Raw genomic sequence first — 15,186 nt, 5'->3', positions numbered from 1 at the left:
CCGTGTCCGCCGCCCCCGCCGAGCCCGACCGCCGCGCGTTGCCCCCCTGGCACCGCGGCTGCCGGGCGCCCGCGAGGCGGGTGCGGGGGCGCCGGGTGCGCTACCACATCGGAAGCGAACCCGGCCAGGTCAACGGGCGTCGATGGCCCGGGGCGCACACCGGCCGCTGAGCCGCACCGCGCCCCGCCGCCGCACCCGCCGAGCCCGTACGACGCCCCGAGCCACCGGTCCGACGACCGCAGGCCCACGGGCGCGCCGCGCACGGGCCGGGTGCCTGCGGGCCGGCATGGCGGCAGGCGCCGGGGCCGGACGCGCTCACGCACCACCCTGCGTGCTGCCGTGTCGCGTCGAGGTGTCGCTGTGCCGCCCCTCGCCGCGCACGAGGCTCGCCCGGTACGACGCTGCGCCGCGTACGAGCTGCCGCGTCCGGCCACCCCATCTCACCCGACGTTGCGTTGACCTCGCGTCGACGCGTCCGACGTCCGTCGTGCCCCTGGCGTAGCCGGGGCGCCCGACCCGCCGGACGCGCGGCGTTCCCACCACCGTCGCCATCCACCGCGCGTCCCGCGCCCGGCCCGTCCGGCATCCCCCGATGTCGGCGGCGCCGCGGCCCGGAGCGCCGCTGGTGGCGGCGTGCGATCCGCGGGGCTCCGGCCCCGACCGAGGAGTGCACCGGATGACTTCCGAGTTCTTCATCCCCGACCCGCAGGGTCAAGTCCCCACCGCCGACGGGTACTTCGGCGCATACGGCGGCACCTTCATCCCCGAGGCGCTGGTCGCCGCGGTCGACGAGGTGGCCGCCGAGTACGAGAAGGCCAAGGCCGATCCGGCGTTCGCCGCCGAACTCGGCGAACTGCTCAGCAACTACACCGGGCGGCCCAGCGCGCTGACCGAGGTGCCCAGGTTCGCCGAACACGCCGGCGGGGCGCGGATCTTCCTCAAGCGGGAGGACCTCAACCACACCGGCTCCCACAAGATCAACAACGTGCTCGGGCAGGCGCTGCTCACCCGGCGCATGGGCAAGACCCGGGTGATCGCCGAGACCGGCGCCGGGCAGCACGGCGTGGCCACCGCCACCGCCTGTGCCCTCTTCGGCCTGGAGTGCACCATCTACATGGGCGAGGTGGACACCGAGCGGCAGGCGCTCAACGTCGCCCGGATGCGGATGCTCGGCGCCGACGTCATCGCCGTGAAGTCCGGCAGCCGCACCCTCAAGGACGCCATCAACGAGGCGTTCCGCGACTGGGTCGCCAACGTGGACCGCACCCACTACCTGTTCGGCACCGTCGCGGGACCGCACCCCTTCCCGGCGCTGGTCCGCGACTTCCACCGGGTGATCGGCGTGGAGGCGCGCCGCCAGCTCCTGGAGCGCGCCGGTCGGCTCCCGGACGCGGCCGTGGCCTGCGTCGGCGGCGGCTCCAACGCCATCGGCCTCTTCCACGCCTTCCTCCCCGACGCCGGGGTGCGGCTGGTCGGCGTGGAGCCGGCCGGGCACGGCATCGACAGCGGCGAGCACGCCGCCACGCTCAGCGTCGGCGACCCGGGCATCCTGCACGGCTCCCGCTCGTACGTGCTCCAGGACGAGGACGGGCAGATCACCGAGCCGTACTCGATCTCGGCCGGGCTCGACTACCCGGGCGTCGGCCCCGAGCACGCCTACCTCAAGGACAGCGGGCGCGCCGAGTACCGCTCGGCCACCGACGACGCCGCCATGCAGGCGCTGCGGCTGCTGTCGCAGACCGAGGGCATCATTCCGGCCATCGAGAGCGCCCACGCGCTGGCCGGCGCGTTGGAGCTGGGCCGCGAACTCGGCCCCGAAGGGCTCCTGGTGGTCAACCTCTCCGGGCGCGGCGACAAGGACATGGACACCGCCGCCCGTTACTTCGGGCTGTACGACACCGCGCCCGAGGCGGCGCAGGACCGGGCGGGCCAGGCAATCCAGGCTGATCAGGCGGGCGTGGCCGGCCAGCAGGACGCGACGGAAGCGGGGGCCAAGTGAGCGGCAACATCAGGCTGTTGGACGACGTGCTGGCGCGGGCCAAGGCGGAGGACCGGGCCGCGCTGGTCGGGTACCTGCCGGCCGGCTTCCCCACCGTGGACGGGGGCGTACGCGCGATCTCGGCCATGATCGAGGGCGGCTGCGACATCGTGGAGGTCGGGCTGCCGCACAGCGACCCGGTCCTGGACGGCCCGGTCATCCAGACCGCCGACGACATCGCGCTGCGCGGCGGCGTGAAGATCGTCGACGTGATCCGCACGGTCCGCGAGGTGCATGCCGCCACCGGCGCACCGGTGCTGTGCATGACGTACTGGAACCCGGTGGACCGGTACGGCGTCGAGCGGTTCGCCGCCGACCTCGCCGCGGCCGGTGGCGCCGGCTGCATCCTGCCCGACCTGCCGGTGCAGGAGTCGGGCCCGTGGCGCGAGGCCGCCGAGCGGCACGGCCTGGCGACCGTGTTCGTCGTCGCGCCCAGCAGCCGGGACGAGCGGCTGGCCACCATCACGGCCGCCGGCAGCGGCTTCGTGTACGCCGCTTCGCTGATGGGCGTGACCGGCACCCGTGCGTCGGTCGGCCAGGAGGCGGCGGAGTTGGTGGCGCGGACCAGGACCAGCACCGCCCTGCCGGTCTGTGTGGGCCTCGGTGTCTCCAACGCGGAACAGGCCGCCGAGGTGGCCCAGTTCGCCGACGGGGTGATCGTCGGCTCGGCCTTCGTCAAGGAACTCCTGGCGGCGCCCGACCTGGAGTCCGGCCTGGCCGGGGTGCGCGCGCTCGCGACCGACCTGGCCAAGGGGGTGCGCCAGCGCGGCTGACCCCGCACCGGCAGCACGCCACAGGAACCGCGCCCCGGACGGCCCGACCGTCCGGGGCGCGGTCGTGTCCGGGGCCGTCCCGGGCGGCTCGTCAACCTTGGTTGACATCCTCCGCGTGTCAACGTAAGTTGACGTCATGACTGAGGCAACCGATCTCGCCCAGCAAGCAGGTGATCGCGATCCGCGGGTCGGTCTCCGCGCGGTGGCCGCCCTGCGGCGTCTGCTGGAGCAGTTGGAGGCCGTCCAGGTGCGCAGCGCCCGGGCGCAGGGGTGGTCCTGGCAGGAGATCGCCAGCGAACTCGGCGTCAGCAGGCAGGCCGTGCACAAGAAGTACGGGAGGCAGTGACCATGTTCGAGAAGTTCACCCCGAGCGCCCGCGACGCCGTGGAGGGCGCCGTCAAGCACGCAGAGCTGACCGGCTCGGCGACCATCACCGAGGAGCACTTACTCCTCGCCCTCCTCGACCTGCTCGACGCGGGCACCTCGGCGGGCGCCCGCGCGCTGGTCGCCCTCGGCGTCGACCAGCGGCGTACGGAACTGACCGCGGCGCTCCAGGAGGCCAAGCGGGTGGGCGGGCTGTCCCGGGCCGACATCGCGGCCCTGGCCCGGCTCGGCATCGACGTGCGGGCGGTCGTCGCCCGGGTGGAGGACGCCCACGGCCCCGACGCGCTGGCCACCGACCGCGGACCGCGGTGGTGGTGGCCCCGCGGGCACCGCCCGTTCTCGCGCGAGGCCAAGTCCTCACTCGAACGGGCGCTGCGCGTCGCCCAACGCCGCGGCGACCGCTCCATCGGCGACGAACACCTGCTGCTTGGGCTCGCCGCCGGCGCCGGCATGGTCGGCGACGTCATGGCCGAGCACGGCGCCTCGCGCACCGAGATCGAACGGGTACTGGCTACGCCAGGTGCGGGCCGCGCCGCGGCGGGCTGAACGAGCCGTGGCCACGCCGTAGCCGTAGCCGCAGGTGTGGCCGTAGCCGCAGCCCCGCCCCGGCGCGCCCCGCCACCCGATGCCCGTCCCCCGCCGGGTCGTGGGGCGCCGCCGCCCGGTCCGCCTTTCCAACTTCCCGCATTCCCGCAGGTCACGGCCGGTGTCGGCGCCTAAGGGCAGGGCTGGAGCCGGGCCCGGACCCGCACCCGCGCCGGGATGGCCGCCGAGGCCCCGGTGGTCGCTCGATCGGGCGAATACCCGGCCCGGTGGCGCAGCCCCGCCGATCCGGTTCGTTGTGTACGGGCGTGACTCAGAACCGTAGGGACAAGCGCAGCGCCCGTGAGCGGCTGCAAGAACAGCGGGCCAAGGACGAGGCGCAGCAGAAGCGGAAGCGCGCACTGGTCGCGGCCGGGGTCGTGGTGGTCGTGCTCGGTGCGGTGGGCGGCATCGGCGCCCTGATCGCCGCCCAGGACGATGACGACGACGGGGCCGCCAAGGGCCCGGTGGTCGACCCGAAGGGCGCCACCGGCGACCAGCGGGTGGCGATCCCCACCGGCGCGGCCGACGCCCCGGCCACCCTCACCGTGTACGAGGACTTCCGCTGCCCCGGCTGCGCCGGCTTCGAGCAGGGCTTCCGGGAGACCATCAACGACCTGCGCGACGCGGGCCGGCTCAAGGTCGAGTACCACCTGGTCCGGCTGATCGACGGCAACATGGGCGGCACGGGCTCGCTGCGCGCGGCCAACGCCGCGGCCTGCGCCCAGGACGCCGGCAAGTTCACCGCGTACCACGACCTGCTCTACCAGAACCAGCCGCGCGAGCAGGACGACGCCTTCGCCGACCGCGGCCACCTGATCGAGCTGGCCGGCAAGGTGTCAGGGCTGGACACCCCGGCCTTCCGAGCCTGTGTGAACAAGGGGACGCACGACAGTTGGGTGACCAAGGTCGACAAGGCGTTCGAGAAGTCGGGCCACGGCGCCACCCCGACCGTGCTGCTGGACGGCGAGAACGTCTACGGGGACCAGGACGACCCGCTGACCCCGGAGAAGCTGCGCGAGGAGGTGGCGAAGGCGGCCGAGAAGAAGGGCGGCAAAAAGGGCGGCTGACCGGCCGCGCGGGGCGCCGCCGCGGCGGTCCCGTTACGTAGCCGTTGTGCCGGGTGGGTTGCCGTGCTTCCCGCCCGGCAGGGTAGCGTCAGCCCTGTCATGGACCTCGCTTACATCCCCAGCCCCTCATCCGGCGTGATCGACCTCGGGCCGATCCCGCTGCGCGGCTACGCGTTCTGCATCATCATCGGCGTCTTCGTGGCGGTCTGGTACGGCGGGCGGCGCTGGGTCGCCCGTGGCGGCCAGGTCGGCACGGTGGCCGACATCGCCGTGTGGGCGGTGCCCTTCGGGCTGATCGGCGGCCGGCTCTACCACGTCATCACCGACTACCAGCTCTACTTCGGTGACGGCAAGGACTGGGTCGACGCGTTCAAGATCTGGGAGGGCGGCCTCGGCATCTGGGGCGCCATCGCGCTCGGTGCGGTCGGCGCCTGGATCGGCTGTCGCCGGCGCGGCATCCCGCTGCCGGCGTACGCGGACGCGCTCGCCCCCGGCATCGCGTTCGCGCAGGCCATCGGCCGTTGGGGCAACTGGTTCAACCAGGAGCTGTTCGGCAAGGCCACGGACGTGCCGTGGGCGCTGAAGATCGACGCGGACCCCGGCACCGGCACCCTCGCCGGCACCTACCACCCGACGTTCCTGTACGAGTCGCTGTGGTGCGTGGGCGTGGCGCTGCTGGTGATCTGGGCGGACCGGCGGTTCACCCTCGGCCACGGCCGGGCCTTCGCGCTGTACGTCGCCGCGTACACGGTGGGCCGGTTCTGGACCGAGTACCTGCGGGTGGACGAGGCGCACGAGGTGCTCGGCCTGCGGCTGAACAACTGGACCGCCGTCGTGGTCTTCCTCGCCGCCGTGGCGTACATCGTGCTCTCCTCCCGGGTCAGCCCGGGCCGCGAGACGGTGGTGGAGCCGGCGGCGGTCGCGGTGACCGGAGCCACCGGCGCGGCGGCGGACACCGACGGTGCCGCTGACGCCGCGGGCCCCGTCGACACCACGAAGGGGGAGCCGCGGGACGCGGCCGAGGACACGGCGCCGGACGCGAAGACGCCGGGCGGCGCGACCGCGGACAGCCCCGAGGCGTCCAAGAAGGGCTGAGCGCGAGCCAGACCGCGAACGCACCAGAGGCCGCCGGACCGACAGGGTCCGGCGGTCTTCTGCATGCGCGTGGCCCGTGCGTGGGGCCCGTGCGGCGCGTGCGTGTCGGGCGGCCGTGCGCGTCGGGGCGGACTCGCCTCGGGGCCCGTACGGAAGGTGGCGCGTAGGGCGTCTCGTACGCCAAGGAGGGCGGGGCGGCGGCCTCGGGTGGCGGCGGGGGATGTGCCCCGTGGTCGGCCGCGCCCCGGGGCGGCCCGCGTGGGACGGCAGTCACTTTCCGTCGCCGGCTTCGCATCGGCGCAGGTCAGCGAGGTAAGTTCGGCCTTCCTTGCTGGCGGGGGAGGGGAATTCGAGCGTACCTTCGAGGCGTTGGCGACGGGGAAGATGACCGTCGCCGTGTGAAGGGAGAGCTCTACCCCATGTCCGCCATCAGCGTGGCCGAACAGCCGCACATCGCCCACCGCGACAACCACACCCACCGCGACGTCACCGGCGGCTGGCTGCGGCCCGCGGTCTTCGGGGCCATGGACGGCCTGGTCTCCAACCTGGCCCTGATGACGGGCGTCGCGGGCGGCTCGCTCTCCCAGCAGACCATCGTGATCACCGGCCTTGCCGGGCTCGCCGCAGGCGCGTTCTCGATGGCCGCCGGCGAGTACACCTCGGTCGCATCGCAGCGCGAGCTGGTCCTGGCCGAGCTGGAGATCGAACGCCGTGAGCTGCGCAAGCACCCCGCGGACGAGCTGCTCGAACTGGCCGCGCGGTACGAGTCGCGGGGCGTCGAGCCCAAGCTCGCGCGCGAGGTGGCCCGCCAGCTCTCGGCCGACCCCGAGCAGGCGCTTGAGGTGCACGCCCGCGAAGAGCTCGGCATCGACCCCTCCGACCTCCCCTCGCCGCTGACCGCGGCCCTCTCCTCGTTCGGCGCCTTCGCGCTGGGCGCGCTGCTGCCGGTGCTGCCGTACCTGCTCGGTGCGACGACGCTGTGGCCGGCGGTGCTGCTCGCCCTGGTGGGGCTGTTCGGGTGCGGCGCCGTGGTGGCCCGGGTGACGGCTCGGACCTGGTGGTTCAGCGGGCTGCGACAGTTGGCGCTCGGCGGTGCCGCGGCCGGTGTCACGTACGCGCTGGGGGCCCTGCTGGGGACCGCCCTCGGGTAGCCACCGGCGAAGAGTTATGCAGGATGCTGAATAATATGCGGATTACCGCGCGGTTTCGAATCGCTTACGGACGGGCATAAGGCCGAGGCGTCGCGGGCAACGTCGCTCGCTCCGCTCGCCCTGCGGGCGCGCCCCGCTCGGACCTCCCCCTGTTGCCGCCGCCCTCTTGCGGTGTCCGCATATTGGAATGACTTATCCGCTTCTTGGGAAGCGGGCCATCATGTAACCTGCATCAACTCTTCGCAGAGGGCCAACGTCGTCCCTCGGCACCAGCACTTGCCACCGACGACGACGGGAGAGCCGATGCGTTCCGCGCACCCCCGGCCCGTGCCTTCCGTGACCGGCGCCGCCGCAGCCGCAGCCGCCGCCTGGTCCCCGCTCCAGGGGCGCCCCGCCCGACAGGGGATGTACGACCCCCGTAACGAGCACGACGCCTGTGGCGTCGGCTTCGTCGCGACCCTCACCGGCGAGGCCAGCCACACCCTGGTCGAACAGGCCCTCACCGTCCTGCGCAACCTCGAACACCGCGGTGCCACCGGCTCCGACCCGGACTCCGGTGACGGCGCGGGCATCCTGCTCCAGGTGCCGGACGCCTTCCTGCGCGAGAGCGTCAGCTTTCCGCTGCCGGCCGCCGGCGGCTACGCCGTCGGCATCGCCTTCCTGCCCGCCGACGGCGCGGAGGCGGCCACCGCCGTCACCCGCATCGAGGCCATCGCGGCCGAAGAGGGGCTGACCGTCCTCGGCTGGCGGGTCGTCCCCGTCGCGCCCGAACTGCTCGGTAGCGCCGCCCGCGCCACCATGCCCGCCTTCTCGCAGCTCTTCGTGGCCGACGCCGCGGGCAACCGCACCGGCATCGAACTCGACCGGCTGGCTTTCGTGCTGCGCAAGCGCGCCGAGCGGGAGGCCGGGGTGTACTTCCCCTCGCTCTCCGCCCGCACCCTCGTCTACAAGGGGATGCTCACCACCGGACAGCTAGAGCCGTTCTTCCCCGACCTGTCCGACCGCAGGTTCGCCACCGCCATCGCCCTGGTGCACTCGCGGTTCTCCACCAACACCTTCCCGTCCTGGCCGCTGGCCCACCCGTACCGCTTCGTCGCCCACAACGGTGAGATCAACACCGTGCAGGGCAACCGGAATTGGATGCGGGCGCGGGAATCCCAGCTCGCCAGCGACGTGCTCGCGGCCGACGGGCGGCCCATCGAACGGCTCTTCCCGGTCTGCACCCCGGGCGCCTCCGACTCCGCCTCCTTCGACGAGGTCCTTGAGCTGCTGCACCTGGGCGGACGCTCGCTGCCGCACAGCGTGCTGATGATGATCCCCGAGGCGTGGGAGAACAGCGCCTCCATGGACCCGGCCCGGCGCGCCTTCTACCAGTACCACTCCACGATGATGGAGCCCTGGGACGGCCCGGCCTGCGTCACCTTCACCGACGGCACCCAGGTCGGCGCCGTACTCGACCGCAACGGGCTGCGCCCCGGCCGCTACTGGGTCACCGACGAGGGCCTGGTGGTGCTCTCCTCCGAGGTCGGCGTGTTGGAGATCGACCCGGCCAAGGTCGTCCGCAAGGGCCGGCTCCAGCCCGGCCGGATGTTCCTGGTGGACACCGCCGAGCACCGCATCATCGAGGACGACGAGATCAAGGCGGCGCTCGCCGCCGAGCAGCCGTACGAGCAGTGGCTCGACGACGGCGAGATCGAACTCGAAGACCTACCCGAGCGCGAGCACATCGTGCACACCCACGCCTCGGTCACCCGCCGCCAGCAGACCTTCGGCTACACCGAGGAAGAGCTGCGCGTCATCCTCGCGCCGATGGCCGCCGCCGGCGCCGAGCCGATCGGCTCCATGGGCACCGACTCGCCCATCGCCGCGCTCTCCGACCGGCCCCGGCTGCTCTTCGACTACTTCACGCAGCTCTTCGCGCAGGTCACCAACCCGCCGCTGGACGCCATCCGGGAAGAGCTCGTCACCTCGCTCATCTCCTCGCTCGGCCCGCAGGGCAACCTGCTGACGCCGACCGCGGACTCCTGCCGCAGCGTCACCCTGCCGTTCCCGGTGATCGACAACGACGAGCTGGCCAAGCTCATCCACATCAACGCCGACGGCGACCGGCCCGGACTCGGCGCCGCCACCCTCTCCGGCCTGTACCGGGTCGGCGGCGGGGGAGCGGCGCTGGCCGCCAGGATCGCCGAGATCTGCGCCGAGGCCGACTCCGCCATCGCCGACGGCGCCCGGCTCATCGTCCTCTCCGACCGGCACTCCGACGCCGAGCACGCCCCGATCCCCTCGCTGCTGCTCACCTCGGCCGTCCACCACCACCTCATCCGCACCAAGCAGCGCACCCAGGTGGGCCTGCTGGTGGAGGCCGGTGACGTGCGCGAGGTGCACCACGTCGCGCTGCTCATCGGCTACGGCGCCGCCGCGGTCAACCCGTACCTGGCGATGGAGTCCGTGGAGGACCTGGTGCGGGCCGGCACCTTCCTGCCGGGCGTCGAGGCCGAGACCGCCATCCGCAACCTGATCAAGGCGCTCGGCAAGGGCGTGCTCAAGGTGATGTCCAAGATGGGCATCTCCACCGTCGCCTCCTACCGCGGCGCCCAGGTCTTCGAGGCCGTCGGGCTCGACCAGGGCTTCGTGGACGCGTACTTCCACGGCACCGCCACCAAGATCGGCGGCGCGGGGCTCGACGTGGTGGCCACCGAGGTCGCCGCCCGGCACGCCAAGGCGTACCCGGCCAGCGGCGTGCCCTCCGCGCACCGCGCGCTGGAGATCGGCGGCGAGTACCAGTGGCGGCGCGAGGGCGAACCGCACCTGTTCGACCCGGACACCGTCTTCCGGCTCCAGCACTCCACCCGGGCGCGCCGCTACGACATCTTCAAGAAGTACACGGAGCGGGTGAACGAGCAGTCCGAGCGGCTGATGACGCTGCGCGGCCTGTTCGGCCTGAGGGGCGACCGGCCCGCGGTCCCGCTGGAGGAGGTCGAGCCGGTCTCCGAGATCGTCAAGCGGTTCTCGACCGGCGCCATGTCGTACGGCTCCATCTCGCGCGAGGCCCACGAGACCCTCGCGATCGCCATGAACCAGCTCGGCGGCAAGTCCAACACCGGCGAGGGCGGCGAGGACCCGGAGCGCCTGTACGACCCGGCGCGGCGCTCGGCGATCAAGCAGGTGGCCTCCGGCCGGTTCGGCGTCACCAGCGAATACCTGGTCAACGCCGACGACATCCAGATCAAGATGGCGCAGGGCGCCAAGCCGGGCGAGGGCGGCCAGCTCCCCGGCCACAAGGTCTACCCGTGGGTCGCGAAGACCCGGCACTCCACGCCCGGCGTCGGCCTCATCTCGCCGCCGCCGCACCACGACATCTACTCCATCGAGGACCTCGCCCAGCTCATCCACGACCTGAAGAACGCCAACCCGCAGGCCCGCATCCACGTGAAGCTGGTCAGCGAGGTCGGGGTGGGCACGGTCGCGGCGGGCGTCTCCAAGGCGCACGCGGACGTGGTGCTGATCTCCGGCCACGACGGCGGCACCGGCGCATCGCCGCTCACCTCGCTCAAGCACGCGGGCGGCCCCTGGGAGCTCGGCCTGGCCGAGACCCAGCAGACGCTGCTGCTCAACGGGTTGCGCGACCGGATCGTCGTGCAGACCGACGGCCAGCTCAAGACCGGCCGTGACGTGGTGATCGCGGCGCTGCTCGGCGCCGAGGAGTTCGGGTTCGCCACCGCGCCGCTGGTGGTGTCGGGCTGCGTCATGATGCGCGTGTGCCACCTGGACACCTGCCCGGTCGGCATCGCCACCCAGAACCCGGTGCTGCGCGAGCGGTTCGCCGGCAAGGCCGAGTACGTCGTCAACTTCTTCCAGTTCATCGCCGAAGAGGTCCGCGAAATCCTGGCCGAACTCGGCTTCCGCACCCTCAAGGAGGCGGTCGGCCACGCCGAACTCCTGGACACCTCGCGGGCGGTGGCGCACTGGAAGGCCAGCGGACTCGACCTGGCGCCGCTGCTGCACGTGCCCGAACTGCCGGACGGCGCCGTACGCCACCAGATCGCGGTCCAGGACCACGGCCTGGCGAAGGCGCTGGACAACGAGCTGATCAAGCTGGCCGCCGACGCGCTCGCCGCCCCGGACGCCGCGTCCGCGCAGCCCGTACGCGCCCAGGTCGCCATCCGCAACATCAACCGCACCGTGGGCACCATGCTCGGCCATGAGGTGACGAAGAAGTTCGGCGGCGCAGGGCTGCCCGACGACACCATCGACATCACCTTCACCGGCTCCGCAGGCCAGTCCTTCGGTGCTTTCCTGCCGCGCGGCGTCACGCTGCGGCTGGAGGGCGACGCCAACGACTACGTCGGCAAGGGCCTGTCCGGCGGCCGGGTCGTGGTCCGCCCCGACCGCGGCGCCGACCACCTCGCCGAGTACTCCACCATCGCCGGCAACACCATCGGCTACGGCGCCACCGGCGGCGAGGTGTTCCTGCGCGGCCGGGTCGGCGAGCGGTTCTGCGTCCGCAACTCGGGCGCCACCGTCGTCTCCGAGGGCGTCGGCGACCACGGCTGCGAGTACATGACCGGCGGCCGGGCCGTGGTGCTCGGCGAGACCGGCCGCAACTTCGCGGCCGGCATGTCCGGCGGCATCGCGTACGTCATCGACCTGGACCCGGCCCGGGTCAACCGCGAGTTGGCCGCGGCCGTCGAACCGCTGGACGACGCCGACGCGCAGTGGCTGCACGACGTGGTGCGCCGCCACCAGGAGGAGACCGGCTCGACGGTGGCCGCGGCCCTCATCGCCGACTGGGACGCGGCCATCACCCGCTTCAGCAGGGTGTTCCCGCCCACGTACAAGGCCGTGCTCGCCGCCAAGGACGCCGCCGAGCGAGCCGGGCTCTCCGAGTCCGAGACCACCGAGAAGATGATGGAGGCGGCGACGCATGGCTGACCCCAAGGGCTTTTTGACCACCGGCCGCGAGGTCGCCGCGACGCGCCCCGTCGCGGAGCGGGTACGGGACTGGAACGAGGTCTACGTCCCCGGATCGCTGCTGCCGATCATCAGCAAGCAGGCCAGCCGCTGCATGGACTGCGGCATCCCGTTCTGCCACAACGGCTGCCCGCTCGGGAACCTCATCCCCGAGTGGAACGACTACGCCTACCGCGAGGACTGGACCGAGGCCAGCGAGCGGCTGCACGCGACCAACAACTTCCCGGAGTTCACCGGGCGGCTGTGCCCGGCGCCGTGCGAGGCCGCCTGTGTGCTGGGCATCAACCAGCAGCCGGTGACCATCAAGAACGTCGAGGTCACCATCATCGACAAGGCGTGGGACTCGGGCGACGTCACCCCGCAGCCGCCGGAGCGGCTGTCCGGCAAGACGGTCGCCGTCATCGGCTCGGGCCCGGCCGGTCTGGCCGCCGCCCAGCAGCTCACCCGCGCCGGCCACACCGTCGCCGTCTACGAGCGGGCCGACCGCATCGGCGGGCTGCTGCGGTACGGCATCCCCGAGTTCAAGATGGAGAAGCGGCACATCAACCGCCGCATCGAGCAGATGCGCGCGGAGGGCACCAAGTTCCGTACCGAGGTGGAGATCGGCCGCGACATCGACGCCGCCGACCTGCGCCGCCGCTACGACGCGGTGGTCATCGCCGCCGGCGCCACCGTCTCCCGCGACCTGCCGGTCCCCGGGCGCGAGCTGAACGGCATCCACGCCGCGATGGAGTACCTGCCGCTGGCCAACAAGGTGCAGGAGGGCGACTTCGTGGCGCCGCCGATCACCGCCGAGGGCAAGCACGTGGTGGTCATCGGCGGCGGCGACACCGGCGCCGACTGCGTGGGCACCGCCCACCGGCAGGGCGCGGCGTCCGTCACCCAACTGGAGATCATGCCGCGCCCCGGCGAGGAGCGCCCGGAAAGCCAGCCGTGGCCCACCTTCCCGATGCTGTACAAGGTCACCTCGGCGCACGAGGAGGGCGGCGAGCGGGTCTACTCGGTCTCCACCACCCACTTCGAGGGCGACGAGGCGGGGAACGTGAAGTTCCTGCACCTGGTCGAGGTGGAGTTCAAGAACGGCACGTTCGAGCAGCGACCGGGCACCGAGCGCAAGATCCCGGCCGAGCTGGTCACCCTCGCGATGGGCTTCACCGGCACCGACCAGAGCAACGGTCTGGTCGAGCAATTTGGCCTGGACCTGGATGCACGGGGTAACGTCGCCCGAGACGCGGACTTCGCCACCAACGTGGACGGGGTCTACGTCGCCGGCGACGCCGGCCGTGGCCAGTCGCTCATCGTCTGGGCCATCGCCGAGGGCCGCTCGGCAGCCCGCGCGGTGGACGCCTACCTGACCGGCACCAGCGCACTGCCGGCCCCGATCCGTCCCACCGACCGGGCGCTCACCGCCTAGTCACCCAGGTCCGCCAGCCGGACCCACGCGCTACCGGCCCACGCCGGGAGGTGTCCCGTACAGCGCGGTACGGAACACGCGGCGCCTGCCCGTCCCCGACCGGATGGCAGGCGTCGCTTTCTTTTCGGGTTCTCTTCGGGCCCGCAGGGGCTTCCTCGCACGGGGTGACCGCGCGGCTACCGGTGGCGGTACCGTGGGAGCGGCATCCACCATGCCGGCACGTCGCGCCGGGAGCGAGGAGTTGAGGACGGGTGGCCGAACGGGTTCCGAACGAGCGCCTTGCCGGTCTCTACCGCGAAACGGGCTGGACCCTGCGCCAGTTCGCCCAGGCGGTCAACCGCCTAGGCACCGAGCAGGGCACGCCCCTTAAATACCGTGAGCCCTCACCCCACAGTTGGCTCAAGGGGCACTTCCCGCGCGAGGCGGTCCGCCCGCTGGTCGTCGAGGCCCTGGCCCGCCGGCTGGGACGACCGGTCACGCACGCGGATGCGGGATTCCCGCGGCCTGCTGACGACTGCACGGCCGACCGGGGCACGACGCAGGAACTGGCCGACCTCCGGAGCGAGGACGGGCACCCGGCCCGGCGCGGGGTGCTCGCCGCCAGCCTGTACTCCGCCACGCTCGCCGTACCGGCGTTCGCGGGCCGGGCCGGGGCCGCCGAGCCGGCGCACCCGCCGCGCCACGCGGGCCGCATCGGCCCCGGCGAGGTGGCCACCGTACGCACCATGACGGACCGGATCGCCGACATCCTGGACGAGCTCGGCGGCGGCCACGCCCGCCCGATGGCGGCGGCCTTCCTGGTCAACACGGTGACGCCGTACCTGCGGGCCACGGCCACCGAGGCGGTCCGCAAGGACATGCTGTCCGCGGCGTCCGACCTGACGTACCTGACCGGCTGGATGGCGATGTACGAGCGCCGGCACGGCCTCGGCCAGCGGTACTACCTCAAGGCCCTGGAGCTGGCCCGGGCCGCCGACGACCACCTCACCTACTGCCGCACGCTGCGCGGCATGAGCCTGCAAGCCTCCCACCTGGGGCACGGCAAGCGGGCGCGGGACCTCGCGGACTCGGCGGCCGAGGCCGCGCCGCAGGCCGGGCCGCGGCTCGTCGCCTTCCTCCGCGGCCAGCAGGCGCACGCCGCCGCCATGGTGGGCGACGGGCGCGGGGCGCGCGACCGGCTGCGGGAAGCGGAGGCGGCGCTGTCCCGGGCGGACGCGCGGCGCGACGCCGTCGGCGGCTACGACCGGGCGGCCTACGAGTTCCACGTGGCCCACGTACGCGCCGAGTCCGGCGACCTGGCGGGCTCCGTCGCCGCGCTCCAGGCGTCCCTGCGCGCCCAGCCCGCCCAGCAGCGGCAGGGCAGGCTGCACGCCAATGCCGTGCTCGCCGAGCGACAGTTCGCGCTGGGACACCTCGATGCGGGCTGCGCGACGTGGTCGGCCTTCCTCGACGACTACCTGCTCCTGTCCACGGCCCGCGGGGACGAACACTTCGCCTCGCTCCGCCGCCAGCTCCGCGTCCACTCCCGCGTACGGGCGGTGCGCCAACTCGCCGAGCGGGCTCGTACGGTGGCCGCGCTCAAGGGCCCGACGGTGCGCTGACCTGGCGGGGGCGTCGCTGTTCGCCACGGCTGCCGCCTCGCCGTAGGTGCCTCAACGCAGCCGCCTCGCCGCGGCGGCCCCCCGCCGGGCCCGCCCACCCCGCGGTC

The 15,186-nt window shown here is 73.1% G+C and carries 12 protein-coding genes; all 12 read left to right on the top strand.

Going from position 1 to position 15,186, the window contains the following annotated elements:
- The first annotated feature begins 2 nt into the window (after nucleotides 1-2).
- The 12 genes from trpM to ACMA1D_RS02675 all read left to right on the top strand — a co-directional run bounded on the left by trpM (nucleotide 3) and on the right by ACMA1D_RS02675 (nucleotide 15,079).
- Complete coding sequence (gene trpM / locus ACMA1D_RS02730; RefSeq protein ID WP_414722216.1) at nucleotides 3-170, top strand: tryptophan biosynthesis modulator TrpM; 168 nt, start codon at nucleotides 3-5, stop codon at nucleotides 168-170.
- Nucleotides 171-676: 506 nt separating this feature from the next.
- Complete coding sequence (gene trpB, locus ACMA1D_RS02725; RefSeq protein ID WP_414722215.1) at nucleotides 677-1,999, top strand: tryptophan synthase subunit beta; 1,323 nt, start codon at nucleotides 677-679, stop codon at nucleotides 1,997-1,999.
- Nucleotides 1,996-2,811, top strand: coding sequence for a tryptophan synthase subunit alpha (gene trpA, locus ACMA1D_RS02720; protein WP_414722214.1), 816 nt, complete (start codon nucleotides 1,996-1,998; stop codon nucleotides 2,809-2,811). The genes trpB and trpA overlap by 4 nt, the downstream gene beginning before the upstream one ends.
- A 136-nt stretch (nucleotides 2,812-2,947) precedes the next feature.
- A complete protein-coding gene (locus ACMA1D_RS02715; RefSeq protein ID WP_414722213.1) occupies nucleotides 2,948-3,157 on the top strand; it encodes a helix-turn-helix domain-containing protein in 210 nt (69 codons plus the stop codon).
- A 2-nt stretch (nucleotides 3,158-3,159) separates the two neighbouring features.
- On the top strand, nucleotides 3,160-3,741 hold the full coding sequence (locus ACMA1D_RS02710; protein WP_414722247.1) for a Clp protease N-terminal domain-containing protein: 582 nt from the start codon (nucleotides 3,160-3,162) through the stop codon (nucleotides 3,739-3,741).
- A 305-nt stretch (nucleotides 3,742-4,046) separates the two neighbouring features.
- The gene (locus tag ACMA1D_RS02705) at nucleotides 4,047-4,847 is read left to right on the top strand and encodes a DsbA family protein (RefSeq protein ID WP_414722212.1); all 801 of its coding nucleotides are present in this window, start codon (nucleotides 4,047-4,049) and stop codon (nucleotides 4,845-4,847) included.
- A 99-nt stretch (nucleotides 4,848-4,946) separates the two neighbouring features.
- The gene (lgt, locus tag ACMA1D_RS02700) at nucleotides 4,947-5,942 is read left to right on the top strand and encodes a prolipoprotein diacylglyceryl transferase (protein ID WP_414722211.1); all 996 of its coding nucleotides are present in this window, start codon (nucleotides 4,947-4,949) and stop codon (nucleotides 5,940-5,942) included.
- Between the two features lie 258 nt (nucleotides 5,943-6,200).
- Nucleotides 6,201-6,344, top strand: coding sequence for a hypothetical protein (locus tag ACMA1D_RS02695; RefSeq protein WP_414722210.1), 144 nt, complete (start codon nucleotides 6,201-6,203; stop codon nucleotides 6,342-6,344).
- 17 nt (nucleotides 6,345-6,361) lie between these two features.
- Nucleotides 6,362-7,093: a VIT1/CCC1 transporter family protein gene (locus ACMA1D_RS02690; RefSeq protein WP_414722209.1), complete on the top strand. Its 732-nt coding sequence runs from the start codon at nucleotides 6,362-6,364 to the stop codon at nucleotides 7,091-7,093.
- A gap of 405 nt (nucleotides 7,094-7,498) precedes the next feature.
- A complete protein-coding gene (gene gltB / locus ACMA1D_RS02685; protein WP_414722246.1) occupies nucleotides 7,499-12,025 on the top strand; it encodes a glutamate synthase large subunit in 4,527 nt (1,508 codons plus the stop codon).
- On the top strand, nucleotides 12,018-13,478 hold the full coding sequence (locus ACMA1D_RS02680) for a glutamate synthase subunit beta (protein WP_414722208.1): 1,461 nt from the start codon (nucleotides 12,018-12,020) through the stop codon (nucleotides 13,476-13,478). Before gltB ends, ACMA1D_RS02680 begins: the two co-directional genes overlap by 8 nt.
- 251 nt (nucleotides 13,479-13,729) lie before the next feature.
- Nucleotides 13,730-15,079 carry a hypothetical protein gene (locus ACMA1D_RS02675; protein WP_414722207.1) on the top strand — a complete coding sequence of 450 codons (1,350 nt, stop codon included), beginning with the start codon at nucleotides 13,730-13,732 and terminating at the stop codon, nucleotides 15,077-15,079.
- The last annotated feature ends 107 nt before the right edge of the window (nucleotides 15,080-15,186 follow it).

Source organism: Streptomyces sp. 796.1, from assembly GCF_047525675.1.
GTDB lineage: Bacteria > Actinomycetota > Actinomycetes > Streptomycetales > Streptomycetaceae > Streptomyces.
The sequence above is the reverse complement of the archived record's forward strand: the minus strand, read 5'-3'. Positions and strand labels throughout refer to the sequence as shown.

Excerpts from the sequence above, each read along its gene's own strand:
- trpB (WP_414722215.1), top strand. The coding sequence starts at position 677 with ATGACTTCCGAGTTCTTCATCCCCGACCCGCAGGGTCAAGTCCCCACC.
- ACMA1D_RS02715 (WP_414722213.1), top strand. The coding sequence starts at position 2,948 with ATGACTGAGGCAACCGATCTCGCCCAGCAAGCAGGTGATCGCGATCCG.
- lgt (WP_414722211.1), top strand. The coding sequence starts at position 4,947 with ATGGACCTCGCTTACATCCCCAGCCCCTCATCCGGCGTGATCGACCTC.
- ACMA1D_RS02690 (WP_414722209.1), top strand. The coding sequence starts at position 6,362 with ATGTCCGCCATCAGCGTGGCCGAACAGCCGCACATCGCCCACCGCGAC.
- ACMA1D_RS02710 (WP_414722247.1), top strand. The coding sequence starts at position 3,160 with ATGTTCGAGAAGTTCACCCCGAGCGCCCGCGACGCCGTGGAGGGCGCC.
- ACMA1D_RS02680 (WP_414722208.1), top strand. The coding sequence starts at position 12,018 with ATGGCTGACCCCAAGGGCTTTTTGACCACCGGCCGCGAGGTCGCCGCG.
- gltB (WP_414722246.1), top strand. The coding sequence starts at position 7,499 with ATGTACGACCCCCGTAACGAGCACGACGCCTGTGGCGTCGGCTTCGTC.